This is a genomic window from Pseudoalteromonas sp. MMG033 (genome assembly GCF_057197785.1).
Window position 1 is genome coordinate 1,709,948 of the sequence record NZ_CM170070.1, and the last position, 24,749, is coordinate 1,734,696.

Sequence of the window (24,749 nt, forward strand, 5' to 3'; positions counted from 1 at the left end):
TTGGCCAATCATTTAGTCATTTTCTAGCATATTGCGCTCTTTGAGCTTTCTGGTCAACGTATTACGGCCCCAGCCTATTTTCAGTGCCGCATCTTGCTTGTGACCATGACAAGCTGCGAGTGCAGATTTTATCAGTCTTGTCTCTAACTGAGCTTGTACTTGAGGCCATATGTGGTCTTCTCCCAGTCTCAGTTGTTGATCTAACCAAAGCTGAAAAGCATCAAGCCAGTCCTGATTTTCTTCAAGCTTAGCTGTATTGCTGGGTTGTGCAAGCTCTGGCGGTAAGTCCTGTGGACCAACCATATCTCCTGGCGCCATGACGGTTAGCCAGCGGCAGGTATTTTCTAATTGCCTGACATTGCCAGGCCAATGAAAAGTACACATATGATCTAACGCTTTGTCCGTAAGTACTTTGCTAGGTACTTTGAGCTCTTTGGCACTTTTGGCCAGAAAGTATTCTGCTAACTTCGCAATATCAACGCTTCTTTCTCGAAGCGGTGGGATCCTTAGTCTCACCACATTAAGGCGATGGAATAAGTCTTCCCTAAATTTTCCTTCACTGACCAGCTTTTCTAAATCCTGATGCGTCGCAGCCAGTATTCTGACATCAACTTTGACACTTTGGTGGCCGCCGACACGGTAGAATTCACCGTCAGCAAGTACCCGCAGTAAACGCGTCTGGACATCGAGCGGCATATCCCCAATTTCGTCTAAGAACAGTGTACCGCCATTGGCTTGTTCAAAGCGTCCTCGCCGGACGCTATCGGCACCTGTAAATGCACCTTTTTCGTGCCCAAAGAGTTCAGATTCAACTAAATCTTTTGGAATAGCAGCCATGTTTAGCGCAATGAAAGTGTTATTTTTTCGAGGGCTGTGATTGTGCAGAGCACCAGCAACGAGCTCTTTACCTGTTCCAGACTCGCCATTGATGAGTACGCTCATACTCGACGCAGAGAGCTTGCCTATGGCTCTAAAGACCTCTTGCATGGCGGGCGCTTCGCCAATGATATCTGGTTGGTCAACGGTTGCATCCTGCGGTTTGCTCTTAGCGTTTTGTTGTGCCGCGCGATAAGCTCTATCAACAAGGGAAGTGGCTTCTTCTAAATCAAACGGCTTTGCAAGGTATTCAAACGCGCCTTTTTGAAATGCATTAACGGCAGAGTCAAGGTCAGAGTGCGCAGTCATGATGATCACTGGCAAAGATGGATATAATCGATTCACTTCCTCGAGTAAGGCCATACCATCTATGCCTGGCATACGCACATCAGACATTAAAACGGCAGGTTGACCATATTCAAGTGCTGTTAATACGTCTTGCCCATTGGCAAAGCTTTCAGTTGCAAAGCCAGCTCTCGATAGCGCTTTTTCCAATACAAAGCGAATTGAGGCATCATCATCGACTAACCACACACTTTTCATTAATTTGCTCCCTAACTTTCTTCAAAGGGTAAGTAGATACAAAACTCGGTATGTCCTGGCCAACTGTCACACTCAATAAACCCCTTGTGTTGCTCAACTAAGGTTTGTGCGATTGATAAACCAAGTCCAGAGCCACCTTCTTTGTTGGTGACCATAGGGTAAAAAAGCGTCGCTTTGATTGCTTCGTCTATACCCGGCCCATTATCGGCAATTTTTATTAAGAGTGCTTTTCTCAACATTAACTTACCGCGTCGCACTCGGTGGCAAATGCGCGTGGTGACACGTATCTTGCCTTGACCTTTGAGTGCTTGCTGAGCATTTCTGACAATATTGAGCACCACTTGCTGTATTTTTGATTCATCAACGTAAATATCTGGAATACTCGGATCATAGTCCTTATGCAAAGTGATGCTATGTTCAGTGTCCAGCGCACTGAGCTTCAATATAGACTCAAGCACTTTATGAATATTACACAGCGTTCGCTTTGGCAGTTCATTTGGGCCCAACAGTCTATCTACGAGCTCTCTTAAGCGGTCTGCTTGCTCTATGATCAATTGAGCACATTCATTACGTTCTTGTTGGTCTACTTCATACTGCAATAATTGCGCCGCTCCGCGTATACCACCGAGTGGGTTTTTGATTTCATGGGCTAATCCGCGAATGAGGTTGCGTGCAGCTTGATATTGATGCGCTTGATTGAAGGCTTTATCAAAGCGCAGCTCTTCATCAATCCGCCTGCATTCTAGTTGAATATATTGGCGTTTATTATGGTTGAGCTTGCGCGCGAATAAATTGATGGTGCTGGCACGGTTATCAATGAAGACAACGTCTACCTTGTGTTGTTGGCAGTCAATACCGTCTTCAAGCACATAGCGTTTGAGCCTTTTTAAGTCGATTAAATGGTGGTGGAAAATACTTTCAAACGGCTGTTCAATCAGTCGTTTCTGGCCCAGTCCTAAGAGCTCACTGGCACTGTTGTTGGCATAGTGAATTTTAAAGTCTTCATCGAGTAAAATTATCGAGGTTGACAGGTTTTGCCACAGTTCAGGCAGTATTGATGAATTGAGGTGTTCCATTATGGGTCGCCTTGCACCAAGTTGGTGCATATTAATCTAACACAAAAAAACCGTGTTTGCTGTTGTTATTGGTTGGAGTTCTCAAATGTACTGTTTTATAAGGTTATTGACTGGCTCTGGCTTTATGTAGATAGAAAATCGTTTCATCACTTTTGGTGACGACATTGCCTTTAGAGTCAAATACCATGAGTTGTAATGAATGTTCACCGCGCTCGACATTTCGCAGTGCAAACGTGATCGTGTGTTGCTTAGGGCCTGTTGGTTTGCCATCCAAAAATAGCTGAACGGTAAAGTCTTTCGCAAATCTTGGGGTGATCTGCCCGCTCACATACACGCTACCGGTATTATCTCGTAACGTTTGCTTGTGATTGGGGGCGATAATGGACGCTTTGTACTGTTGCTTGGATTGATCTTGAGTACCACTGCTCAGTACTGAAGTATCGGTTGCTGGCATGGTTAAAAAGTGGGTATTGATTTTAACTTCAGTTGCGCCTTTTTTTGGCGTATCCGAATACACCCAATTACCCTTGTCGTCTTTCCAGCGATAGACTTTTTTATCAGCGAACGCAGTATGGCTTGCTAGACATAATATTATCACTAACCACAGTCGACTCACAGCAACCTCACTCTACTCAATTCAATCGTGCTAAAGCGCATCATCATTGTCAGATTCTCAATTATGGTGTCAGTGCGAACACTCACCGTTTAACTGTAGAGGTTTTAGCGCGGTTTTGCCATTAAAAAAGCCCGCAAAAGCGGGCTTGAGAACACATATGATTTAAGCGCGCAGTTACACTATAAAGTGCAGTGAATATTGCGCATAGATAGATAACTATCTCTATTCACTGCAAGTAATTTGCGAATTAAACGCTGTAGTACATTTCAAACTCAACTGGGTGAGTTGTCATGTTTAGCTTTTCAACTTCTTGAGACTTAAGTGCAATATATGCATCGATTAGGTCATCAGTGAAAACACCGCCTTGCGTTAAGAACTCACGGTCAGCGTCAAGTGAAGCCAATGCTTCTTCTAGAGATGCTGCAACAGTTGGGATTTCAGCTGCTTCTTCAGCTGGTAGATCGTAAAGATCTTTATCCATTGCATCACCAGGGTGGATTTTGTTTTTAATACCGTCAAGGCCTGCCATTAACATTGCAGAGAAAGCAAGGTAAGGGTTCGCCGTTGGGTCAGGGAAACGTACTTCGATACGACGTGCTTTCTCTGAAGGTACCACTGGAATACGGATTGAAGCTGAACGGTTACGTGCAGAGTAAGCAAGCATAACAGGTGCTTCGAAGCCAGGTACTAGGCGCTTGTATGAGTTCGTAGACGCGTTTGCAAATGCATTGATTGCTTTAGCGTGCTTGATGATACCGCCGATGTAGTAAAGTGCATCTTCAGATAGGCCACCGTATTTGTCACCTGCGAAGATGTTTTGACCATCTTTACCTAATGACTGGTGACAGTGCATACCAGAACCGTTGTCGCCAACAACTGGCTTAGGCATGAAGGTTGCCGTTTTACCATAGTGGTGTGCCATGTTGTGGATAACGTACTTCATCTCTTGGATTTCGTCTGCTTTGATAACCATGGTATTGAAGCGTGTTGCGATCTCATTTTGACCTGCTGTTGCTACTTCATGGTGGTGCGCTTCTACAACTTGACCGAACTCTTCAAGTACTAAGCACGTCGCACTTCTCCAGTCTTGTGAAGAATCAACAGGTGCTACTGGAAAATAACCACCTTTTACGCCAGGACGGTGACCCGTGTTGCCTTCCTCGTAGCTCTTATCAGAGTTCCAAGATGCCTCTTCAGAGTCAATAGAGTACATAGAACCTGACATGTCTGTTTTGTATTTAACGTCGTCGAATAAGAAGAATTCTGGCTCTGGGCCGAATAATACTGTGTCAGCAATACCAGTAGAGCGCATGTAGTCTTCAGCACGCTTAGCGACTGAACGTGGGTCACGCTCATAGCCCTGCATTGTTGCAGGCTCTAATACGTCACAACGCACGATCATTGTTGTCTCTTCAGCAAACGGGTCAAGCTTCACTGTGCTTGCATCTGGCATTAATACCATGTCTGATTCGTTAATGCCTTTCCAGCCTGCAATCGATGAACCGTCGAACATTTTACCGTCTTCAAAGAAGTCTTCATCGGCTTGATGATGAGGGATTGAAACGTGTTGCTCTTTACCTTTAGTGTCCGTGAAACGTAAATCTACAAACTTTACTTCATTCTCTTTAATAAAATCTAAAACCGATTGTGACATGTGTCCTCCGACTCGTGGGTTATTTTTTTGCTGCAATAATTTGCTTAACTGCGCTCTTATAAGCGTGATCTGTGCCAATAATATAACTTATTGTAAAATATAATTTATTTTGTTTTAGATGGTTGAAAATGGTGTGGTTGACCTAAATGAGTGCACCATAACAGGACGAGTTGCACTATATTGGTGCAACCATTTGGAATGGGATATTGGCTGGTTTATTCCAGCCACTCTAGCACGTTAAGTGAGTATAAAAATGCGGGACTCGCAGTACTGGATTGGGACAGTAATACGAGCTCACAGGTTAAGCATAGTCCATTTATATTATCTAGGGGCAAGATAAATAAACCAGCCGCCATGACACACCAGATACAACATCTCAGGAAGGAAATTATCATGATATTGCATGCTGATTGACGGCTGGTTTGAGACATGGTTAAGCGCCTTTCAGTGCGTATTGTGCAGGCTGGCGAATAATGCTCCACGCTGACAGCAAGGTGATACCTATGACTAGACTTGCTATCAGGACCACAGGGATCAACCAACTCCAGATATTCATCATTTGCATGATGGGCGTAGATGCGGCACTAAAGTAACCGATAAGTAATGCACAGGTGGCCGCAGCGGCTGCGATTAAAAAGGGCTGCATATTTTCTGTCAGTACCAGTTTGAAAATTGCCACAGGGGTTGCACCAATTGACATTCTAATGCCTAGCTCATAGCGTCTTAAGGCAATGGCATAGTTAAATACGCCGTAAATACCAATACCTGCTAATATCACCGCGACCACAGAAAGCACGATAGTAAAAATACTGGCAACGCGCTGTGATTTAAGGTGCGAGGACAGAATTTGCTCTGTAGTTTGCAAGTCATAAACGCGTATTTGTGAATGCACTTGCGCCAGTAAATCATTGATATTTTGTCTGGATAGCTGTGCGTTGGGTTTGGTTTCGACGACAACAATAGGGTATCCAGTATTTACACGAGGGCGATAGGTTCTAGAAATTGGCGGTTGGTTTGGTAAATTCAAATTACCGACGATACCCACTACTGTGATGGGGTCACTGGAGTTACGCCCATACAGCTTTGCACCAATTGGGTTTTGGCCAGAGGCTTTTATCATGTCAGCCATAAATTCATTGATGATGACCACTGGGGCTCTATCTCTGGCCTCTGCATCAGTAAAGTGACGTCCTTGCGCTAATCTTAAGCCGAATGTTTCAAAATAAGCACGTGTTCCCCAGACCCGTTTGTGTGACACGACGGGCTTATCTATGCCGGGCTGTAACTGCGAGTGATATGTAGAGAACTGCTCTAACCAATAGGAGATAGGAGGATAACTACCGACACCTGCACGTACGATGTCACTGTGTTGGTTAAGTCGCTCTGTTGCTTCAAGCACCAGTGTAGCGCGCTGCTCTGGCGACATTTCAGTCAGTAAAGTGCCAACATTTAAAGCAATCTGTGAGGTATTTTCAGTATTGATATGCGTTGGGGCTGTGAGTTGTGCCCAGCTTTGTTTGAATATACTCACACATAAGACAAGCAGAGAGATGCAAAAAAATACCTGCATTGAAACCAGCACTTGGCGTGTGTGTTTAGATACTTGTACACCAGAACCTTTACCACTGCTTTGCAATGCACCAATAATGGCATTGTAATTAAGCTGCTTGCTGACCACCCAAGCGAGTGCAAAATTAAGAACGAGTGTTAAGACAATCGCAAATAGCACTGTGTTCAGGTTGAGGCTGAGTTCATCTAAACGCGCAAGTGGGCCTGCATAGCCAGCTTTTAATAAGCCTAAAATAAGGCTCACGATACCGGTGGCAACAATGAGTGCGGCAGCGAATAACAAAGATAATTCAACCAGTACTTGCTTGAATAAGTGGTGAGGTTGCGCACCTAATGCGGCTTGAATAGCAAAGGTTCGTTGTTGCTCAACAGCGCGAGATAAAACAAGATTGCCAATGTTACTGAGGGCAATAAGCAGCAGAACCACACTGCCTGCGAGCATCATGACACTGGTATTGCCTGCATCGCCAATAATACGTGATTTGTAAGTGGTAAAACGCCATTTAACTTCAGTATTTGCTACCGTGGGATCATCCGCAACCGCTGCTGGGTAGCGTGCCATCACCCAGTTATTGAGTGCGAGCTGAGTACGGTTAATATCCGCATCCTTGGCCAATTTACCAACCAAGTGAACCTGATTTGAGGAAAATGTCCAAAGCGGATCCGGGGTATCGCGATAGTCGTATGGGAACCACACATCGGTGCGCCAAGTGGGAGTTGCTAATACCGGCTCAGCGAAGTGTTCAGCAGTGACGCCAACGATGATAAAGCTAATACCTTTGAAAGTCACAGAACGGTAGAGTACTTCACTGCTCCCACCGAAGTGTGTTTGCCAGACATCGTATGAGATAATGGCAACAGGTTGATTGCTATCGAGTCCTTCCTCGTTAGTAAAGTGACGTCCTAATGCCAGTGGCGCATCGATGATCTGCATATATTCAGGTGTGATGGCGCCGGTGTTAAAAGTTGGGCTGTTTGGTAAGCTTTGCTCAACATCAATACTGATGTTGTGTAGTGCAAAAGTCTCGATACCTGGGTGTTTATCTTTGTAAGCTTCAACTGCGCCTAAAAAGGGCAGGTAGTTTTCACGCTTTACTTCACCGTCAGCCAGCAGTTGGCCTTGGACTAAGAATAACCGATCCTGATCAGGATAAGGCAGTGGCGCTGCGATGATCTGGTAATTGAGGTTATACATCGCCACCATCACACCCAGCGTGACACCCAAGGTCATGATGATGGTCAGTGCATAGCTTTTTACTCTTGCTAGGCTTTTGATTGCGATTAATAAATTGTGTTTCAACATAATGGCACCTACTTACTGTGCAAGTGGAATTTCAAATGCATGCTTGGGGTCGCTATGCTCTTCACTGTCGATGATTTTGCCATCGAGTAAGTGGAGCTGCCGAGTCGCCATATCGGCGTAGCGTGGATCGTGCGTCACCATACATAAGGTGGTGCCTTCGGCATTGAGCTGCTGCAACATGGCCATCACTGCATCGCCGTTGATTGAATCGAGGTTACCAGTGGGCTCATCGACGAGCAGCATGCTTGGCTGTCCAACCAGTGCACGGGCAATGGCAATACGCTGTTGTTGACCACCGGAAAGTTGGTTGGGTTTGTGGCTCGCACGATGGCTCATATCGACTTTGGCAAGGCAAGCTTCCACGGCTTGCTTGATCTGCTCTTCTGGCATGGGTTCTTTGCGGTATCTAAGCGGTAGTGCGACATTGTCAAAGACCGTCAGTTCATCAATCAGGTTAAACGACTGGAATATGAAACCGACTTTTTCGTTGCGAATATATGCCGACTGCGCCAACGTCAGCTGGCTGACTTCTTCGCCTTCAATTTGGTATTGACCAGAACTGGGCATGTCTAACAGCCCTAAAATAGAGAGTAACGTTGATTTTCCACAGCCTGACGGGCCACAGATGGAGACAAAGTCGCCGCGATAAATGGTGAGATCTATGCCTCTTAATGCATGGGTTTCCATTTCTTCGGTGCTGAATACCTTGGTTACACCTGACATTGTTAATACGCTTTCTTTCATGTCTAATTCCTTTCTTTTAATTCTTGTTATTGGGTTCAAAGTAACGTGATGGCCTTATGCTCACTGTGCTGCGTCATATCAGAGAGAATGACACGCTGGTTTTCTTGCGCACCTTGCAGAATTTGCAAGTGTCGACCCGCGTCTTCGCCGAATCGTACTGTGGTTGCAATAGCTTGATCCCCGTCGATGATGTATAGCTCGGTTGCGCTATGGGCTTGTTTATTCGCTGGTCGCTCGACATATAAAGCGTTGCTTAATTGATTGGTGAGGATCTCTGCTTCTACGCTTAATTCTGGTCTAGCCGACTCAGGCACTCCCTCGGTAAACGACAGCTCTACTTCGATAGTGCCATCTTGCACTTGTGGCGTGATCCGAGTAACGGCAGCGGGAACGCGTTCACGTCGAGTATCAATCGTTGCTGGTTGTCCGACTTTGATTTGTTCCGCTTTTGATTGCGGTACGCGGATCAGCGCTTGCAAGTCTGAGTTGCTACCCACTTGCGCTAATTCTTGTCCTGCGGACACGCTTTGACCAAGCTCAACCGCGAGGCGTTGGATAGTGCCGCTGATCCCCGCAGTGACTTCGAGTTGCTGAGCGCGTTGCTCTAGCCTTGCCAAATTTGAGCGCGCTTGGTTGACCTGCTGTTGAGATATTTCGATGTCTTCTTGGTGTAATTGTGCCAGTTGCGTAATACGTTGACGCTGTAGTTCAGTTCGTGCGCCGAGCTGTTGCTCCTCCAACTCTGCAGTTTGCACGTCGATGGCTGGGATAACACCTTGATCTCGAAGTACCTGCTGCGCTTTGCGGCGCAGAACCAGTGATTGATACTGGCTTTCCAATTGTGCTTGTGTGGCTTTTTCTGACAAGCGCTCTCGCTGGTTGGCAAGCTTTTGACGACGCAAATTAGCTTCTTGTTCTTCAAGTGCCATGCGTGCTGTTTCAATTGACTGTTTTAGGTCGGGATCTTGCATTCTTAAAATCACAGAGTCTGGCGTCACAACTGCACCTGGGCGCAGCAGTATTTCACTGACCGTCGCACTGCTCTGTGCAGTTAACAGTTTTTGTTGATTGGAGCGTAGGACGCCATATCCATCTACTTGGATAGCGAGATCACCTCGCTGTACGGTTGCGACAATCAAGCTGTTCTGTTGCAAGCTGGTGGAACTTGATGATGAGGTGAAATGAAACACACCGCCTAGCACAGAGGCACAGACGACCATAGCCGTGATTTTTCTCTTAAGTGAGTGTTTTGGCGAGATTGTTTTTGATTTTGCGACGTCCATATTTATCTTTATATTTATTGATGATGTACAGGATTGAGCAAGCCACGTGCCAAAAAGTAAATTATTGTTTTTAAATGGTTTTATTTTTTTATGTGGCTAAATTAATAAAGCAAAGTCCGAAACCGGACTTTGCTTTATTAAATTCGGACACTTAGTGAGTAGGTTGCGATAATGTGATAACGGCACTGGCACCCCGTTGACCATCAACGCGATTAATTAATTGCAATTGGCCATTCATTTGCTCAGTCAGGTGTTGGCACAACATTAGGCCGATACCTTCACCTTGCTCCTTAGTTGAATAAAAAGGCACAAACAAGTTATCGGGGTTAATGAGGCCATGACCGTTGTCTGTAAGGCTAATTGTCGCAGTGTGATTTTTTAGTTTCAGTGATAACGTGAGTTGCGGTGTGTCCGAGCAGGCTTCCAATGCATTCTTAGTTAAGTTGATAAGTACTTGCTTGAGTAACGTCACATCGCAATTGAGCGTGAGGTGTTGACCTTCTAGTTGCCAGTTTACCTGAGGATATAAAGCGCTCAGTTCCATACAAAGCTGCGAAAAAGGCTGAGCTGTGGCCTTTACCGTGACGCTTTGTTGTAACTGAGCATAGCGTTTTACGAATTCAGCTAGATGTTCACAGCGTTCCACAATGATATCAAAGGCAGCGCTATCTCGCTCATTGCTTGCCCTATGCCTCAGTCTCTCTAACATGGTACTGACTGGGGTGAGAGAATTACGGATCTCATGGCTAATAACCCGTATCAAACGCTGCCATGCCTTGAGTTCTTGCTCCCTCAACGCTATTTGGATATCCGTCATCACTAACAAGTGATAAGTGTGGCCATTATGATTAAAGTTACTGTGGCGCACTTGCCAGCGTTGTTGGCGCTTTTCATCTTTAAAGTGCCAATCAGGCTGGTTGCCTAAACCGAGTCGTGCAGCGCTGGTAAAGCGTAAGGATTGCCAAGGTTGATTGAATAATGTCGTACATGCTTGATTACCGAAGCTCAATTGCAAACGCTCATCGAACACCAATATTGGCGTATTTAATTGCTTAACAAGTCGAAAAAGCAAGATGGACTCTTTGTCTTCATTACTTTTTGTTGTGAGTAAGTCGTTACTTAATTCATTTAGCTGGTGATGGAAGTTACCAATAATACCTGAGGTAAAACGGGCTTTTGCTCGCTGGCTAAAGTCTTGTTGCCGACAAGACTCAAGCTGGGTTGTACTGCGCAAATATGAAGATTTGACCTGTGTGATAACACCACTGAATATCCAAATAGTTGCCCCTAGCCAAGCGATTAAACAACTGATTGTCACCGCATTGAAAATGGGGTGTGGCTGTGAAAAACCAAACTGCCAGCAAACCGTGAGCAAACCTATTTGCACTAGGATCAGCAGCAGACACTGTCTTTTCCAAAAGCCTTCTAAGCTATTATTCTTCCAGCGCATATTTTTCTAACCGTCGATACAGTGCCTGTTTAGTTATCCCAAGCTGCTGGGCTGCTTTGTTTTTATTGCCAGAAAATTTACTCAGCGCTTTTTCAATTAAATGTCTTTCGGCTTGTTCTAGTGTCATCTCTGGGAGTGCGTCGGTGGCATTGCTATTTTGTGTAGTAGGCAGATGCAGGTCGGTGGCGAGAATGACGCCAGCTTGGCAAAGTAGCACGGCTCTTTCCATTAAATGGCTCAGCTCGCGCGTATTACCGGGCCAGCTGTATTGCATCAATGCTTGCTTCGCGCAAGGACCAATCGTAACACCTAGCTTGTTATACTTACTGCCATGTCTTGCCAAAAAGTGCTCGGCGAGAGGCACAATATCATCGACCCGTTCTCGCAGTGCAGGAATGGTAAATGCGAATGTATTTAGGCGGTAATATAAGTCCTGTCGAAATTCACCTTTGGTAATGAGTTGCTCAAATTCAGCGTTGGTTGCGCTGATAAGTCGTACATCACTGGTCAGGGTCTTGCTCGAGCCCACCATTTCAAATTCGCCTGTTTCAAGTACGCGCAGCAACTTGGCCTGCTGCGCAAGCGGCAATGTGCCTATCTCGTCTAAAAATAAGGTGCCTTTATCAGCCAATGCAAAACGGCCTATGCGCTCAGTTTTGGCATCCGTAAATGCGCCTTTAACATGACCGAACAGCTCGCTTTCAAATAACTGCTCAGGAATGGCAGCCATATTGAGTGAAATAAACGGCTGTGTATTTCGCAAAGACTGGTTATGAATCCAAGTGGCAATGTGGCTTTTCCCCACGCCGTTTTCACCAGTTATGAGGATATTCGCATCCGTTTGGGCTACGGCGCTGAGCTGGGTCATTAGTTGCTGCATTGCCGCGCTTTGCCAAATGGGTTCATCCCCGTTTGGCGTAAGCGCTTGGCTGAGGGCGGAGTTACTTTTTTGCAGCCCTGAGATTTTCAGTTGCTGCTGAATCACTTGTTCAAGACGCTGGTTTTGCCAAGGCTTTTCAATAAAGTCGACAGCGCCCAGCTGCATGGCTTGCACTACCAAATCTGTATTTGACCATGCTGTCATGGCGATCACGGGAATGTCGATGGCGTCACGTTTGAGTCCGCGTAAAAAGCGCAGTCCTTCTTCACCTGAGGTAGAGTCGAGATCAAAGTTCATGTCGAGCATGATCAAAGCTGGGTGGGTATGGGAGAGAAATTCATGTGCTTGTACGGGGTTTTCGACTTCTTCGACTTGATAGCCGAAATCTTCCAGTACAAATCGTGCCGCGAGTCTCACCTCACGGTTATCTTCCACAATCAAAATCAGAGACTGTGACTTCATATATCGTTCCTTTGTTTTTCTTTTTGCCCATTTTGCTAAGGGCTTGTGACGCAGTTTAGTACTTTGTACAGGAACAAACAACAGGCAATAAATCAGCGGATTTGAGCAGTAAATTGCAGTAAAGAAGAAAAAAATCCTCTGGATAAACTTTCATCTGTCACATTATTAGGGGATAATACGCGACCTTTAATTGTGGAACGGTATCTTAGGTGCGCAATTTTGCGTGGATCGACTAGGATCACTGAAGGCCAACTTCTCTGAGTAACAGTAATGAGCATTGAAAAGTTAAGAAATATTGCGATTATCGCACACGTTGACCATGGTAAAACTACCCTAGTCGATAAGCTGCTAGAACAGTCTGGCACATTAGAGACACGCGGTGGCAACGAAGAGCGTGTAATGGATTCAAATGATATTGAAAAAGAGCGTGGTATCACAATCTTGGCGAAAAACACCGCCATTGAGTGGAACGACTACCACATCAATATCGTAGACACCCCGGGACACGCCGACTTTGGTGGTGAAGTAGAACGTGTACTATCAATGGTTGATTCTGTACTTCTACTAGTAGATGCACAAGAAGGTCCAATGCCTCAGACGCGTTTCGTAACGCAAAAAGCATTTGCTCTTGGCCTTAAGCCTATCGTTGTTATCAACAAAATTGACAAGCCAGGCGCACGTCCTGACTGGGTTATGGATCAAGTATTTGACCTATTCGACAACCTAGGCGCGACAGATGAACAGCTTGATTTCCAAGTTATCTACGCATCTGCTATCAACGGTTGGGCGACACTTGATTTAGACGAGCCGTCTGACAACATGCAACCTATGTTTGAAGCGATTGTTGAGCAGGTAGAGCAGCCAGACGCAGATCCAGCTGGCGACTTCCAAATGCAGATCTCTCAGCTAGACTACAACTCTTACATCGGTGTAATCGGTGTTGGTCGTATCAAGCGCGGTACTGTTAAAGTAAACCAGCAGGTAACAATTGTTGGCGCTGATGGTAAAACACGTAACGGTAAAGTTGGCCAAGTACTGACTTATTTAGGTCTTGACCGTCACGAAGCGCAAGAAGCGCAAGCGGGCGATATCATTGCGATCACAGGTCTTGGTGAACTTAAGATCTCTGACACAGTATGTGATGTGAACGCTGTTGAAGCACTACCTGCACTGTCTGTTGATGAGCCTACAGTAACAATGACGTTCTCTGTAAACACATCACCGTTCTCAGGCCAAGAAGGTAAGTTCGTGACTTCACGTAACATCCTTGAGCGTCTTCAAGCTGAGCTTGTACACAACGTAGCACTTCGCGTTGAAGAGACTGATAACCCAGATAGCTTCCGCGTATCAGGTCGTGGTGAACTTCACCTAGGTATCCTAATCGAAAACATGCGTCGTGAAGGTTACGAGCTAGCTGTATCTCGTCCAGAAGTAATTCTTCGTGAAGTAGATGGCCAGTTAGAAGAACCGTACGAAACAGTAACAGTTGACGTTGAAGAAGAGCACCAAGGTTCTATCATGGAGCAACTTGGTCTTCGTAAAGCAGAAATGACTGATATGGCACCAGATGGTAAAGGTCGTATCCGTATGGACTTCATGATGCCTTCACGTGGTCTTATCGGTTTCCAAACTGACTTTATGACGCTGACGTCTGGTTCTGGTCTAATGTACCACACGTTTGATCACTACGGCCCACACAAAGGCGGTAACATTGGTCAACGTAAGAACGGTGTACTTATCGCAAACGCGGCAGGTAAAGCACTGACTAACGCACTATTCAACCTTCAAGACCGTGGTAAGCTATTCATCGGTCACGGTGTTGAAGTATACGAAGGTATGATCATCGGTATTCACGCACGTGATAACGACTTAACCGTTAACGCGCTTAAAGGTAAGCAGCTAACGAACGTTCGTGCATCAGGTACTGATGAAGCGCAAAACCTTGTGCCGCCAATCGTCATGACACTTGAGCAAGCTCTTGAGTTCATCGATGATGACGAGCTGGTAGAAGTAACGCCTGAAAGCATCCGTATTCGTAAGAAGCTATTGACTGAAAGTGAGCGTAAGCGCGCAAGCCGTCAAGCTAAATAAAGCTTAATTTCGAATATAAAAAACGCCGCGTACTACGCGGCGTTTTTGTTTATGTTACTTTACTAAAATAAACCGTATTCTTCCGTTTCTATTGGTGCATAATCTTTCAAGTGCTCCGGCCTAAAAATCGCACTAGGGTCTAATACCAAGCTGTGATTATCACCTTGCTTGATCAGCCCTTTCATCATTTTTTTGGTTTGCGGGTCAATATCAAAACCGACATTGGTCATCTCGTGTAGTGGTTTAATATCTGATTCATCACAATGAATATTGTCTTCCACTTTATCCACTAATAGTCCTATGTGAGGCTGCTGACCATTTTCCGTGGTAAAGACGATAATCGGCTTGTGATCAAGAATAATTTGATCTCTGGCAGACTCAAACAGTCGTATCAATTTAGTAAAGGTTGTGAGCTTTTCTTTCTCTAGTAAGGCGATTGCTTGCTCTTTTTGGGCCTTGCTGGACAAGGCGAGTATTTCATCGGCGATAGCATGTAAGCGAGTATGTGGCTCTTCAAAGCGCGCTAAAATTGCTTTTAGGTCTTCATTATCTGTTTTGAAGTTATAAAACCATTTGCCAAATTCTGATTGCTTGGGATCTCTGGCTTGAGTGAACGGGACGTCATTATGCACGCTGATCTCTAGCTCTGAGAGCCACGCTTTCTGGTCTTGCTCTCTTTGCTGTAACAGTTCAACCAAAGATTGGTTGGTGTCATATGAAGATTGGTTATTCAGGATTAGCCCCAAATCAAAGATTGGGGTTGGTGTGCCCATGTAATCTTTAACCCCCAAAAAGCTCGGGTTGTCATTGGGCAATGAAGTGAGGTTTCCTTCATAGCGTTCGGTCAATAAGATATCTAAAATTTTGAGCGATATTGTTTTTTTTCCTACTCGAAAATTGATCAAGTCCATGTTTGCCTCAAACATTAATTGCTTGAGCTAAGCATAGATCAATATTTTAAATAAGACCTAAATACCGGACGCTGTGAGGTACTTTTTTGTTGCTGGTTTAACAGCGATTGTAGCGCTTTATCTGTGCTTAACGTATGTGGCATGGCGGTGGCGATACACGCTGATAGTTTGGTGTAATCGCAGTGCTGAAGCGATTTCGAAAATAAGTAAGCATTTACAAACCCTTCAAAAGATTGGTAAGTCATGGTTTTCTGATGTGTTTTTGATAAGTTGCGAAATAAGTTGCAAATGTCTCCATGACACGTATTGGGGTCGGGCAAGACTTCGGTCACCATTACATGAGCGGGCACCGTGATGTCAGCAAACAGAGAGGCAGATGATACAAACGAAACGCTGGTATAGGTGCCTCTAAAACCACCTCTATGCGCTTGATTGATAAACGCAGCAAGCGGCTCGTAGGTGCCAATCATGGCAATGGCTGTTGCTTGTGTGGTTAATATCTGTGTCAGCGCTTTTGCGACATCATTGGTATTGCGACGAAAACGTGCGATGACAACGGGTTCAATGCCTTTGTCTTTAAGTGCTTGGCGGTGACTTTTTTCTAATGTGAGGCCAAATTCATCTGCCTGAATAAACAACGCAATTTTTGTGTGCCCAAGTTCATCGACAAGATAGCGAATTTGTTCTTGGGCTTCATCTAAATAGCTTGCTCGGAGTTTATAAATAGGGAACCCCGGGTTTTGATATAAGAATTCGGCGCCAGTGTAGGGCATTAATAATGGCAGCTGGTGGCGTTTTAAAATCTCTTTGATTGCATGTGTCGTGGGCGTCCCCATGTTGCCGATCAGGGCATCGATGTGCTGATGCCTGATAAGGTACTGCGTATTATCAACCGCGCGGCTCGGCTCATAGCCATCGTCGAGTGCAATGAGTTGAATATGGGGGTGTTCAATATCGGATTGTTGATTGGCGTAATTAAAGTAGAGTTCATGACCTTGCTTAAGTTGCTGGCCAATATGACTGGCAGGTCCGCTCAATGCAACGCTCATGCCTAATTTAATGTGTGTTTTGGGCTGTGCCGCAATCTGCGCGGATACAATGAATAACGTGCTAATAAGGGCCGTTTTTACGAGTAATTTCAGCATAAACTTCCGATAACAGTGACTGATAGGCCAGCTGTAATTGTTTTTTAGACTCTAATTTAAGTGCTTTGGCTAATTCTTTTGGCTGATGTCGTTGTAATAATAGTTGAATTACCTGCTGTTGAGCAATCCTTGAAAGCGAATTTATGATGCTGGGCTGTGTTTTTATAACTTGCTGTATTACTGGTGCAACTTGTTGCTCTGTGGCCGTTTTACTGGCCAAGTAAGCCACTTGCTTATATAGCTGTTCAGGCAGCCCCCTGTCGGGAAGTGTGCTTAGTAAGCTGCGAACAAGCGTCCATGGTAACTTAGCGTATAGACTGCTCAGTGCAAAGAAAAGTTGTTCCGTAAAAGCGTCTTGCTCTGCGCTGAGCGCAATTTTGCTATGACTATGTATTATCAATACTGCAAACTCGCCACTGGCTTTATCTTGCTTAAAACCTAACTTCATAGGTTTAAAGCCCAGCTGTTGCCAGAAATTGAGAAGCTTAGACTGCGCGCCAAAGCTGCTGCCAAAATAACTCACTTGGCTGTTTAACTGTGCCATGACAAAGCGAATTAGCTCGCTACCAATGCCCAGCTTTTGGTGAGATGGTGCTACTGCAATACGCACGATGCGTGCGCCTTGTGCAGTGCAAAATTGGGAGTTGCCTAAGAGCTGGGTCAGCTGTTGCGCCATTAAATGCCCAGCTGGTCGACGCTCACCCAGTGCAATTTTACTGGCAAGCTCCGGTGTTAAGTTACCCTCTAAACCAACTAAACACACTGCGACGGGCTGGTGATGTTGGCTGACGACAAACAGTCGGTTGCTGGGGCTATCCAATAGCTGTCTCAAGTCATTGACTGACGTTTGGTAGTGCGCCAAAACCAGTAATGCAAAGATTTGCTGTAACAAGGCTTCATTGTGGATAAGGGTATCGCGACTCACTTCGCTGTATTCAAGTTTGCTCTGCGCAGGTTCTATCGCTGAATATTGACTGTCGAGTGCCAGTAGTTGGCGCATATGCTGCTCTAATGGATCGCCTGCGCCATAGCGAATAGGCTCTTGGAGGTGCAAGTCTAAAAAGTGTGGATGCTCGGCTTCGAGATGCGCTTTAAAACGCAGTGTATAGCCGCGGCCATTGCCTTCATAACCCACTAAGGTACTGGCAAATACAGTATTGGGATATAAATCGAGTAACTGTTTTAAAATTGGTACCGGTATCGCTGCAGCCTCATCGATGAGTAAGATGTCGCACTGTGGCTTGGTTGCAATCACAATATCAGGGGGCATGTATGATAATGTCTGACAGTGGTTTTGATTGACCTTGGGCTCATCAAGGTCATGGGCCTGCGCATAGTGTTTAAAGCCATTTTGTACTGCTCGACGCTGCTGTGCGCATAAGATAACCTGTTTGTCAGCGAAGGCGGCGGCAATTAACCCGAGTGTTGCTGACTTACCACGTCCTCTGTCCGCACTGAGTAATATTGGCGTATTGGATTCGCGTTGAAAATGTCCTGTGATCAGAGCGACCAGGTGTGCTTGAGACTGTAGGTCTAAAGTGGATTTCTCTGCGCAGTATTGAGCGGGAAGATTTGTCTCGCCTGATTCATTAATTATCCAGCAGTTTTGCTGTTGGACTTGGTGTGCAAAGCGTTTTAAAAAAGGGCTTTGTGTGGCCTGTTCGCCTTCAGAGAGCCAGCGTGTCAGCGCTGGATCACACCAAAATACCAGATTTGATAATTCTGGCAGCAACAGTACTAGCAGCCCACCGGATCTGACTGTGCCAGTGCATGCTGCGAGCTTATTGGGGACTATGCCGCTGTAGCCATCGTACAGGACAAAATCGAACTCCTGACCTAATATTTGGTGCAGATGCTGTGGCCAAACAGCCTTGTCCAAGGTGCTATCATCACTCAGAATAAGCTGCTCAGTAGAGTGGGCAAGGCGTTGAAAGTACGCTTTCCCCCAGCTTCTGCTGCCACAAAGTAGCAGCAGTTGGCGGTGTCTTGCGTTTTGCAACGCAAGGAGTATTGAGTCGAGATTAAATGGCTTGCAGTCTTGCATAAGCCGTTACCAGCCACTTAGTACCGACGTCGTCAAAATTGACCTGAATACGAGATTGCGCACCAACGCCTTCGTAATTGAGTACGGTACCGGCACCAAATTTTGCGTGTAGCACACGTTGCCCAAGGTTGAAGTCACTGTCTTCAAATGCAGCATGGCTGACCGATGCGCTGAAGCGATTAGTGGTAGCCGGTCTAGATACTTGAGTTTTAATGCGGATCTCTTCAGTACAGTCTTCAGGTAGTTCACGCAAAAATCGAGATGGGCTATGGTATTTCTCTTGGCCATACAAACGACGACTTTCAGCATGACTGATATACAGCTTTTGCATTGCGCGAGTCATACCGACATAACACAGTCTGCGTTCTTCTTCTAAGCGCCCAGACTCTTCATGGCTTTGCTGTGATGGGAACATGCCTTCTTCTACACCCACCATAAAGACCAGTGGAAACTCTAGACCTTTGGCCGAGTGCAGCGTCATCATTTGCACTGCATCTTCGTGCTCATCAGCTTGACCTTCACCAGACTCGAGTGAGGTATAGGCTAAGAAGCCTTGCAGTGGCGAGCTAAATTCTTCTTCTATTGGCAGCTCAAATTGGCCACACGCATTAATTAATTCTTCTAAGTTCTCTACTCGGGCACGACCTTTTTCACCTTTTTCAGCTTGATACATGGCCAATAAGCCGGAGTGTTCTATGGTGGTTTTGGCTTGTTCAGCAAGTTCGAGTTCAACCAGCTTTTCATCTAGTTGTTCGATTAATTCAATAAAGCGTGTTACCGCTGTGGCTGCGCGCCCTGCCAGATGTTGCTGCTCGATGACAGCTTTGGCCGCATACCATAGTGGCAGAGACTCATTGCGTGCACAGTCACGAATATGACTCAGCGTTTTGTCGCCAATACCACGAGTCGGTGTATTGATCACACGCTCAAACGCGGCATCATCGTTACGGTTGCTGATCAGGCGCAAATAAGAGAGCGCATCTTTGATCTCTTGACGCTCGAAGAAGCGCATCCCGCCGTATATGCGATACTTTAGGCCTTCTTGTAAAAGGGCTTCTTCCAGTACACGGGATTGCGCATTGTTTCTGTATAAGATGGCGCAGTCTGTCAGTGCATTGCCATCTTGTAGCCAAGATTTAATTTTGCCTACGGTAAAGCGCGCTTCATCTAATTCATTGAAGGCGGCATAAATGGAGATTGGCTCCCCTTGTGTACCATCTGTCCAAAGGCTTTTACCCATTCGTTCTGAGTTATTTTGAATGAGCGCATTGGAGGCTTTCAAAATGGTGCCTGTCGAGCGGTAGTTTTGCTCAAGGCGAATGGTATCGGCATCAAAGTCTTTTAAGAAGCGTTTGATGTTTTCAATTTTCGCACCACGCCAGCCGTAGATACTTTGGTCATCATCACCGACGATCATGATGTTGTTGTCGCCATCGGCGAGTAGGCGAAGCCATTGGTATTGAATGCTGTTGGTATCTTGGAATTCGTCTACCAACATATGCTTGAAGCGTTGTTGATAGTGGCGCAGCAATGTTGGTTGCTGCTGAAGCAATTCGTAGCAACGTAGCAAGATTTCCGCAAAATCGACCAAACCAGCTCTATCACAGGCATCTTGATAGGCCGTGTAAACGTTCAGCATGAGTTGCTCACTGGCGTCATAAGCTTGAATGTCTTTGGGGCGTAAACCTTCATCTTTTCGGGCACTGATATACCAGCTAAGCTGCTTGGCTGGCCATTTTTTCTCGTCAATATTCATTGACTTGAGTAGACGTCTGATCATACGCTGCTGATCGTCTGAATCTAGGATTTGGAATGACTCAGGTAAGTTCGCTTCTCTGTGATGGGCGCGCAAAATACGATGTGATAAGCCGTGGAAGGTACCGATCCACATTCCGCCAACTGGACTTTGCAGTGTTTCTTCAACACGAGTACGCATTTCTTTGGCGGCTTTATTGGTAAAGGTTACAGCAAAAATGCTGTAAGGAGAGGCGTGCTCTACCTGCATTAACCAAGCGATACGGTGCACCAGCACTCGTGTTTTACCAGAGCCCGCGCCAGCCAGAATAAGCATATTGCTGAGCGGTGCAGCAACCGCTTCACGCTGCTTGTCATTCAAGCCGTCAAGTAATTCAGATACGTCCATCTTTGCGCCTATTTCGAAAAGTGAGGGCAAAGTATACCTAGCGTCGCATTTAAAGCCCAGTTTTCAGCGAATATTTCAATGCCTTAAAATATAACCAATTGAAAATTAGCTATATTTAATTTTTACTCCACTGTCTTTTTATACAGTTTTTAGCCTAGAATTTGCTTTAAACGTTTTTGCATTTCTTGGACTAATAAGTCGGGCTGAAACTTAGATAAAAATGCATTACACCCGACTTTCTCCACCATAGCTTGGTTGAAACTGCCGCTTAATGACGTATTGAGTATGACATAAAGATCTTTGAGTCTTTCGTCATTGCGTATTTCATAGGTGAGTCGATAGCCGTCCATGACCGGCATTTCAGCATCAGTGATCACCGCCATCAGTTCTTTGTTCACGTCAATGCCTTCATCTGCCCAGTGTTTAAGTAGATTAAGCGCTTCTTGGCCATCTGTTGCCGGAATGATCTCTATGCCTATTTGCGCCAAAGTATCAGAGACTTGACGGCGAGCAGTGGCCGAATCATCTGCGTGAAGGATTTTGCGTCCTTTAAATTGATTTAAGATGCTCTGGTCGAGTACGCCCTCAGGGATCTCGATGTCGTAGTCAATGATTTCAGCCAGCACCTTTTCCACATCGATAATTTCCACAATGTGTTCGACCCCTTCACGTTGGACCTTGGTTAATGCCGTCAAATAATGATTTCTGCCGACCGTTTTCGGGGTTGGCATAATGTCTGACCAAGTGGTATTGACGATGTGATCCACTTTACCGACTAAAAACGCTTGTACGGTACGATTATATTCAGTGATAACAAGATTGCTGTCATCGTCATATTCAGTAGGGGGCATGCAAATCGCTTGTCGCAAGTCGATAACGGGGATGGATTCTCCGCGTATATTGGTGACACCGGCAACCTTAGGGTGGGCGTTGGGCATCTTGTTTAAGTGAGGGAGTTTAACGACTTCTTTTACTTTAAATACATTCAGTGCAAACAGGTGTCGACTGTGTAAATGAAATAGCAATAATTCAAGCCGGTTTTCACCTACCAACTGTGTGCGTTGATCAACTGAAGCTAACACACCCGCCATACTTTCACCTCATCATATTGCTGCTTTTCAAAGTATACACATATAACAGTAAAAATTACGAGTTCTTTACCTCAGTCAACGTACAAATGCCGTATTTACTGAAAAATATAGGATAAATCAATTTTTTGCCTGTAAAGCATTGACTTGTTTATTTACTGATAGATGATGTCATACAGGGATAAAAAGATAGGATCAGGATAACCAATGCCAATTGTCATGAAGCGCATGCTGCTACAAATCCAAAGCCACATCAACCGAGCGAGCTGGCAAGTCTTAGTGCTGGCAACAGTCAGCCATATGTTATTGACGTGGGGACTATTATGGTTAGCACAAGAGCAAGCGCTATTACCTTTTAGTACATTCGTTTATTACTATGTCGTGACTACCTCTACGGTGGGTTATGGGGACTTGAGCGCTGCGTCTGAGCTTGGGCGATGGGTTGTTACCTTGGTGCAGATCCCATTTGGGTTAGCGTTGTTTGGTGTTTTATTAGGGAAAGTTGGACAAGAAATTACAATATGGGTGAAAAAAGCAATGAAGGGCGATAAAGATTTCTCACATCTACATGACCACATCATTATCTTTGGTTGGCATTCAACCAGAACTGAAAAGATGATTGAATTTATCTTGGCAGATAATAAGCGTATTGAGCGACGGATCATTCTTGCCGTACAAGAGGAAATGGAGCACCCATTATTACGTTACCCTCAAGTAGACTTTGTGCGCTTAGCAAGCTTCACAGATGATACAGAGTTATCTCGCACCGCCATTCAGGAAGCCGATAAGATCATTGTAGATGGTAAAGATGATGATCATACATTCACTACGGCGTTAAAGCTTAGCCCAATGGTGAAAGAGACCGCACATATCAGTGCCCATTTTATTGATGAAACCAAAGCGCAATTACTGCGCGTACACTGTGCGAATGTCGAGTGCTCAACGGCCATGTCTGCTGAAATATTGGTGCGTTCTATGCAGGATCCCGGTTCTAGTCGTATACAGGAAGAGCTGTTATCGACCTTGAGAGGTGACACGCAATTTAGTCTGCAAATTCCGAGCTCGCTGGCAGCGTGTGAATTTGGTCAGTTGTTTATGTTTTTCAAAGAGCATCACAATGCAACTTTGCTGGGGGTTGCCCATGACCGAAGTGGTCAGGATATGGATTTAAATCCACCGCTAAATTATGCCCTAAAAGGTGGGGACTTTATTCACTATATTGCGCCGCAGCGAGTGTTAGAAAAAGAGGTAGCTTGGGAGCAGTTATGACCGAGTTGATGTTAATGGTTGGGATGGTTTGTCTTTACTTAGCGCCTATTGCTATGGTGGCTGGTAGTAAGCGCTCTAAAGGACATGAGAAAAACGGCTGGTTGATAGGCACCTTGTTTTTCTCATGGGTTGCATTGCTACTGTATGTGACAATGATCCCAAAAACTGGGCGAGTGAAAACTCGCCGTAAAAAACACAGTTAACTTATCTTTTAGACATCGCGATGATGTGCTGCCACTCAGTGTCTGTGACTGGCATAATGGAAAGCCTACCGGCTTTTTTGAGTGCCAGTTCAGTGATGGTATCCTCTGCTTTAATGGCCTTTAGGGTCACTTGAGAAGGTAATTGTTCGACATATTGCACGGTGACACCTATCCATCTTGGGTTCTCAGGGGATGATTTAGGGTCGTAATAATCACTACTGGCATCAAATTGATACGGATCTGCTTGTGCCCCCTCGACTACTTTAGCGATACCTACAACTGCAGGTACTTTACAACTTGAATGATAAATAAAGACCTCATCGCCTACTTGCATCTGGTCGCGCATAAAGTTACGTGCTTGGTAGTTGCGAATTCCTTCCCAAAACGTGCTTTGCTCAGGTGCGTTTTTTAAATCATCGAGAGAGTATGCATCAGGTTCTGTTTTGAATAACCAATAAGCCATTATAAGTACTCAATTAAAAGTAGATTAGTGTATTATTATCACTAATCGCAGTAACTACAATGGTGAGGTGACTTATGAGTCAGGTTTTACAGGATTTACTTGATTTATTGAGTTTGGAAGAAATTGAACAGGGGATCTATCGCGGTCAAAGCCAAGATTTAGGATTTCCACAGGTCTTTGGTGGACAAGTAATGGGACAAGCACTGTCTGCAGCGAAATATACCCTACCTGAGGGCCGTTATGTCAACTCCCTGCACTCTTATTTCTTGCGCCCAGGCGATGCCAGTAAACCCATTGTATATGATGTAGAAAATATTCGTGATGGACGCAGCTTCAGCACAAGACGAGTGAGTGCCATCCAATACGGGAAACCGATTTTTTATATGACGGCGTCGTTTCAAGGAGATGAACCAGGTTTATCCCATCAATCTGAAATGCCGGTTGTGCCAGAGCCTGAAACTCTGAAATCTGCGCTGCAGTTTTATCAAGATAATGCTGAGTTGATCCCAAAGGCGCTGAGACCTAAGTTTACCCAAGAAATGCCATTGGATATGCGCCCGGTTAATTTCCAAAATCCGTTTCAGCCACAAAAGGCGGCAGCTAAGCGTCATGTGTGGTTTAAGGCTAATGGCACCATGCCAGATGAAAGGCGTATTCATAATTATTTATTGGCTTATGCGTCTGACTTTGAGTTTTTACCAACAGCTTTGCAACCTCACGGTCTATCATTTATGCAGCCGAATATGCAGGTTGCGACGATTGACCATGCGATGTGGTTTCACCGTCCATTTAGATTAGACGATTGGATGCTTTACAGTGTAGATAGTCCAAGCGCGAGCAATGGTCGCGGTCTGGTACGAGGGCAGTTCTTTAATCGTCAGGGTGAACTTGTGGCATCCACGATACAAGAAGGGGTGATGCGCCAACGTTAAATCG

The 24,749-nt window shown here is 45.3% G+C and carries 19 protein-coding genes; 4 read left to right on the forward strand and 15 right to left on the reverse strand.

Features of this window, described 5'->3' with window-relative positions; genetic code table 11:
* Positions 1 to 12: 12 nt before the first annotated feature.
* The 9 genes from ntrC to AC2CZC_RS07550 form a co-directional block, all read right to left on the reverse strand.
* Positions 13 to 1,419: a nitrogen regulation protein NR(I) gene (gene ntrC, locus AC2CZC_RS07510; RefSeq protein WP_484584362.1), complete on the reverse strand. Its 1,407-nt coding sequence runs from the start codon at positions 1,417 to 1,419 to the stop codon at positions 13 to 15.
* Between the two features lie 11 nt (positions 1,420 to 1,430).
* Entirely contained in the window at positions 1,431 to 2,495 is a 1,065-nt protein-coding gene (gene glnL / locus AC2CZC_RS07515; protein WP_237135691.1) for a nitrogen regulation protein NR(II), read from the reverse strand.
* 103 nt (positions 2,496 to 2,598) lie between these two features.
* Positions 2,599 to 3,111: a DUF4124 domain-containing protein gene (locus AC2CZC_RS07520; protein ID WP_484584363.1), complete on the reverse strand. Its 513-nt coding sequence runs from the start codon at positions 3,109 to 3,111 to the stop codon at positions 2,599 to 2,601.
* Positions 3,112 to 3,358: 247 nt separating this feature from the next.
* Entirely contained in the window at positions 3,359 to 4,765 is a 1,407-nt protein-coding gene (glnA, locus tag AC2CZC_RS07525; protein ID WP_211012904.1) for a glutamate--ammonia ligase, read from the reverse strand.
* Between the two features lie 433 nt (positions 4,766 to 5,198).
* Complete coding sequence (locus AC2CZC_RS07530) at positions 5,199 to 7,637, reverse strand: ABC transporter permease (RefSeq protein WP_484584364.1); 2,439 nt, start codon at positions 7,635 to 7,637, stop codon at positions 5,199 to 5,201.
* Positions 7,638 to 7,649: 12 nt separating this feature from the next.
* Positions 7,650 to 8,381, reverse strand: a complete 732-nt coding sequence (locus tag AC2CZC_RS07535; protein WP_484584365.1) for an ABC transporter ATP-binding protein — start codon at positions 8,379 to 8,381, stop codon at positions 7,650 to 7,652.
* Between the two features lie 35 nt (positions 8,382 to 8,416).
* Complete coding sequence (locus AC2CZC_RS07540) at positions 8,417 to 9,664, reverse strand: HlyD family secretion protein (protein ID WP_484584366.1); 1,248 nt, start codon at positions 9,662 to 9,664, stop codon at positions 8,417 to 8,419.
* A gap of 151 nt (positions 9,665 to 9,815) precedes the next feature.
* Positions 9,816 to 11,114, reverse strand: coding sequence for a sensor histidine kinase (locus AC2CZC_RS07545; protein ID WP_484584367.1), 1,299 nt, complete (start codon positions 11,112 to 11,114; stop codon positions 9,816 to 9,818).
* A complete protein-coding gene (locus tag AC2CZC_RS07550; RefSeq protein ID WP_484584368.1) occupies positions 11,098 to 12,456 on the reverse strand; it encodes a sigma-54-dependent transcriptional regulator in 1,359 nt (452 codons plus the stop codon). Before AC2CZC_RS07550 ends, AC2CZC_RS07545 begins: the two co-directional genes overlap by 17 nt.
* 270 nt (positions 12,457 to 12,726) lie before the next feature.
* Here AC2CZC_RS07550 and typA point away from each other — a divergent pair, with 270 nt between their 5' ends.
* Positions 12,727 to 14,547 (forward strand): translational GTPase TypA, encoded by a 1,821-nt coding sequence (typA, locus tag AC2CZC_RS07555; RefSeq protein WP_039607527.1) that lies wholly within the window; start codon positions 12,727 to 12,729, stop codon positions 14,545 to 14,547.
* 62 nt (positions 14,548 to 14,609) lie between these two features.
* Here typA and AC2CZC_RS07560 read toward each other — a convergent pair whose 3' ends face one another.
* The 5 genes from AC2CZC_RS07560 to AC2CZC_RS07580 all read right to left on the reverse strand — a co-directional run bounded on the left by AC2CZC_RS07560 (position 14,610) and on the right by AC2CZC_RS07580 (position 21,881).
* Positions 14,610 to 15,458 carry a chemotaxis protein CheW gene (locus tag AC2CZC_RS07560; protein WP_063362872.1) on the reverse strand — a complete coding sequence of 283 codons (849 nt, stop codon included), beginning with the start codon at positions 15,456 to 15,458 and terminating at the stop codon, positions 14,610 to 14,612.
* 38 nt (positions 15,459 to 15,496) lie between these two features.
* On the reverse strand, positions 15,497 to 16,603 hold the full coding sequence (locus AC2CZC_RS07565; protein ID WP_484584369.1) for an ABC transporter substrate-binding protein: 1,107 nt from the start codon (positions 16,601 to 16,603) through the stop codon (positions 15,497 to 15,499).
* Positions 16,569 to 18,647, reverse strand: coding sequence for a GNAT family N-acetyltransferase (locus AC2CZC_RS07570; protein ID WP_484584370.1), 2,079 nt, complete (start codon positions 18,645 to 18,647; stop codon positions 16,569 to 16,571). Before AC2CZC_RS07570 ends, AC2CZC_RS07565 begins: the two co-directional genes overlap by 35 nt.
* Complete coding sequence (uvrD, locus tag AC2CZC_RS07575; RefSeq protein ID WP_484584371.1) at positions 18,625 to 20,790, reverse strand: DNA helicase II; 2,166 nt, start codon at positions 20,788 to 20,790, stop codon at positions 18,625 to 18,627. The genes AC2CZC_RS07570 and uvrD overlap by 23 nt, the downstream gene beginning before the upstream one ends.
* A 149-nt stretch (positions 20,791 to 20,939) precedes the next feature.
* Entirely contained in the window at positions 20,940 to 21,881 is a 942-nt protein-coding gene (locus AC2CZC_RS07580; RefSeq protein WP_039607532.1) for a chemotaxis protein CheV, read from the reverse strand.
* Between the two features lie 204 nt (positions 21,882 to 22,085).
* Here AC2CZC_RS07580 and AC2CZC_RS07585 point away from each other — a divergent pair, with 204 nt between their 5' ends.
* The gene (locus tag AC2CZC_RS07585) at positions 22,086 to 23,147 is read left to right on the forward strand and encodes a potassium channel family protein (protein ID WP_484584372.1); all 1,062 of its coding nucleotides are present in this window, start codon (positions 22,086 to 22,088) and stop codon (positions 23,145 to 23,147) included.
* A complete protein-coding gene (locus AC2CZC_RS07590) occupies positions 23,144 to 23,350 on the forward strand; it encodes a hypothetical protein (RefSeq protein ID WP_231099565.1) in 207 nt (68 codons plus the stop codon). Before AC2CZC_RS07585 ends, AC2CZC_RS07590 begins: the two co-directional genes overlap by 4 nt.
* A 1-nt stretch (position 23,351) precedes the next feature.
* On the opposite strand, the gene AC2CZC_RS07595 is transcribed toward AC2CZC_RS07590, so the two are convergent.
* The gene (locus AC2CZC_RS07595; protein WP_484584373.1) at positions 23,352 to 23,813 is read right to left on the reverse strand and encodes an EVE domain-containing protein; all 462 of its coding nucleotides are present in this window, start codon (positions 23,811 to 23,813) and stop codon (positions 23,352 to 23,354) included.
* Between the two features lie 74 nt (positions 23,814 to 23,887).
* Here AC2CZC_RS07595 and tesB point away from each other — a divergent pair, with 74 nt between their 5' ends.
* The gene (tesB, locus tag AC2CZC_RS07600; RefSeq protein ID WP_284021784.1) at positions 23,888 to 24,745 is read left to right on the forward strand and encodes an acyl-CoA thioesterase II; all 858 of its coding nucleotides are present in this window, start codon (positions 23,888 to 23,890) and stop codon (positions 24,743 to 24,745) included.
* The last annotated feature ends 4 nt before the right edge of the window (positions 24,746 to 24,749 follow it).

Coding starts and splice junctions, on each gene's coding strand:
- ntrC (WP_484584362.1), bottom strand. CDS start 1,419: ATGAAAAGTGTGTGGTTAGTCGATGATGATGCCTCAATTCGCTTTGTA.
- glnL (WP_237135691.1), bottom strand. CDS start 2,495: ATGGAACACCTCAATTCATCAATACTGCCTGAACTGTGGCAAAACCTG.
- glnA (WP_211012904.1), bottom strand. CDS start 4,765: ATGTCACAATCGGTTTTAGATTTTATTAAAGAGAATGAAGTAAAGTTT.
- AC2CZC_RS07530 (WP_484584364.1), bottom strand. CDS start 7,637: ATGTTGAAACACAATTTATTAATCGCAATCAAAAGCCTAGCAAGAGTA.
- AC2CZC_RS07535 (WP_484584365.1), bottom strand. CDS start 8,381: ATGAAAGAAAGCGTATTAACAATGTCAGGTGTAACCAAGGTATTCAGC.
- AC2CZC_RS07540 (WP_484584366.1), bottom strand. CDS start 9,664: ATGGACGTCGCAAAATCAAAAACAATCTCGCCAAAACACTCACTTAAG.
- AC2CZC_RS07545 (WP_484584367.1), bottom strand. CDS start 11,114: ATGCGCTGGAAGAATAATAGCTTAGAAGGCTTTTGGAAAAGACAGTGT.
- AC2CZC_RS07550 (WP_484584368.1), bottom strand. CDS start 12,456: ATGAAGTCACAGTCTCTGATTTTGATTGTGGAAGATAACCGTGAGGTG.
- typA (WP_039607527.1), top strand. CDS start 12,727: ATGAGCATTGAAAAGTTAAGAAATATTGCGATTATCGCACACGTTGAC.
- AC2CZC_RS07560 (WP_063362872.1), bottom strand. CDS start 15,458: ATGGACTTGATCAATTTTCGAGTAGGAAAAAAAACAATATCGCTCAAA.
- AC2CZC_RS07565 (WP_484584369.1), bottom strand. CDS start 16,603: ATGCTGAAATTACTCGTAAAAACGGCCCTTATTAGCACGTTATTCATT.
- AC2CZC_RS07570 (WP_484584370.1), bottom strand. CDS start 18,647: ATGCAAGACTGCAAGCCATTTAATCTCGACTCAATACTCCTTGCGTTG.
- uvrD (WP_484584371.1), bottom strand. CDS start 20,790: ATGGACGTATCTGAATTACTTGACGGCTTGAATGACAAGCAGCGTGAA.
- AC2CZC_RS07580 (WP_039607532.1), bottom strand. CDS start 21,881: ATGGCGGGTGTGTTAGCTTCAGTTGATCAACGCACACAGTTGGTAGGT.
- AC2CZC_RS07585 (WP_484584372.1), top strand. CDS start 22,086: ATGCCAATTGTCATGAAGCGCATGCTGCTACAAATCCAAAGCCACATC.
- AC2CZC_RS07590 (WP_231099565.1), top strand. CDS start 23,144: ATGACCGAGTTGATGTTAATGGTTGGGATGGTTTGTCTTTACTTAGCG.
- AC2CZC_RS07595 (WP_484584373.1), bottom strand. CDS start 23,813: ATGGCTTATTGGTTATTCAAAACAGAACCTGATGCATACTCTCTCGAT.
- tesB (WP_284021784.1), top strand. CDS start 23,888: ATGAGTCAGGTTTTACAGGATTTACTTGATTTATTGAGTTTGGAAGAA.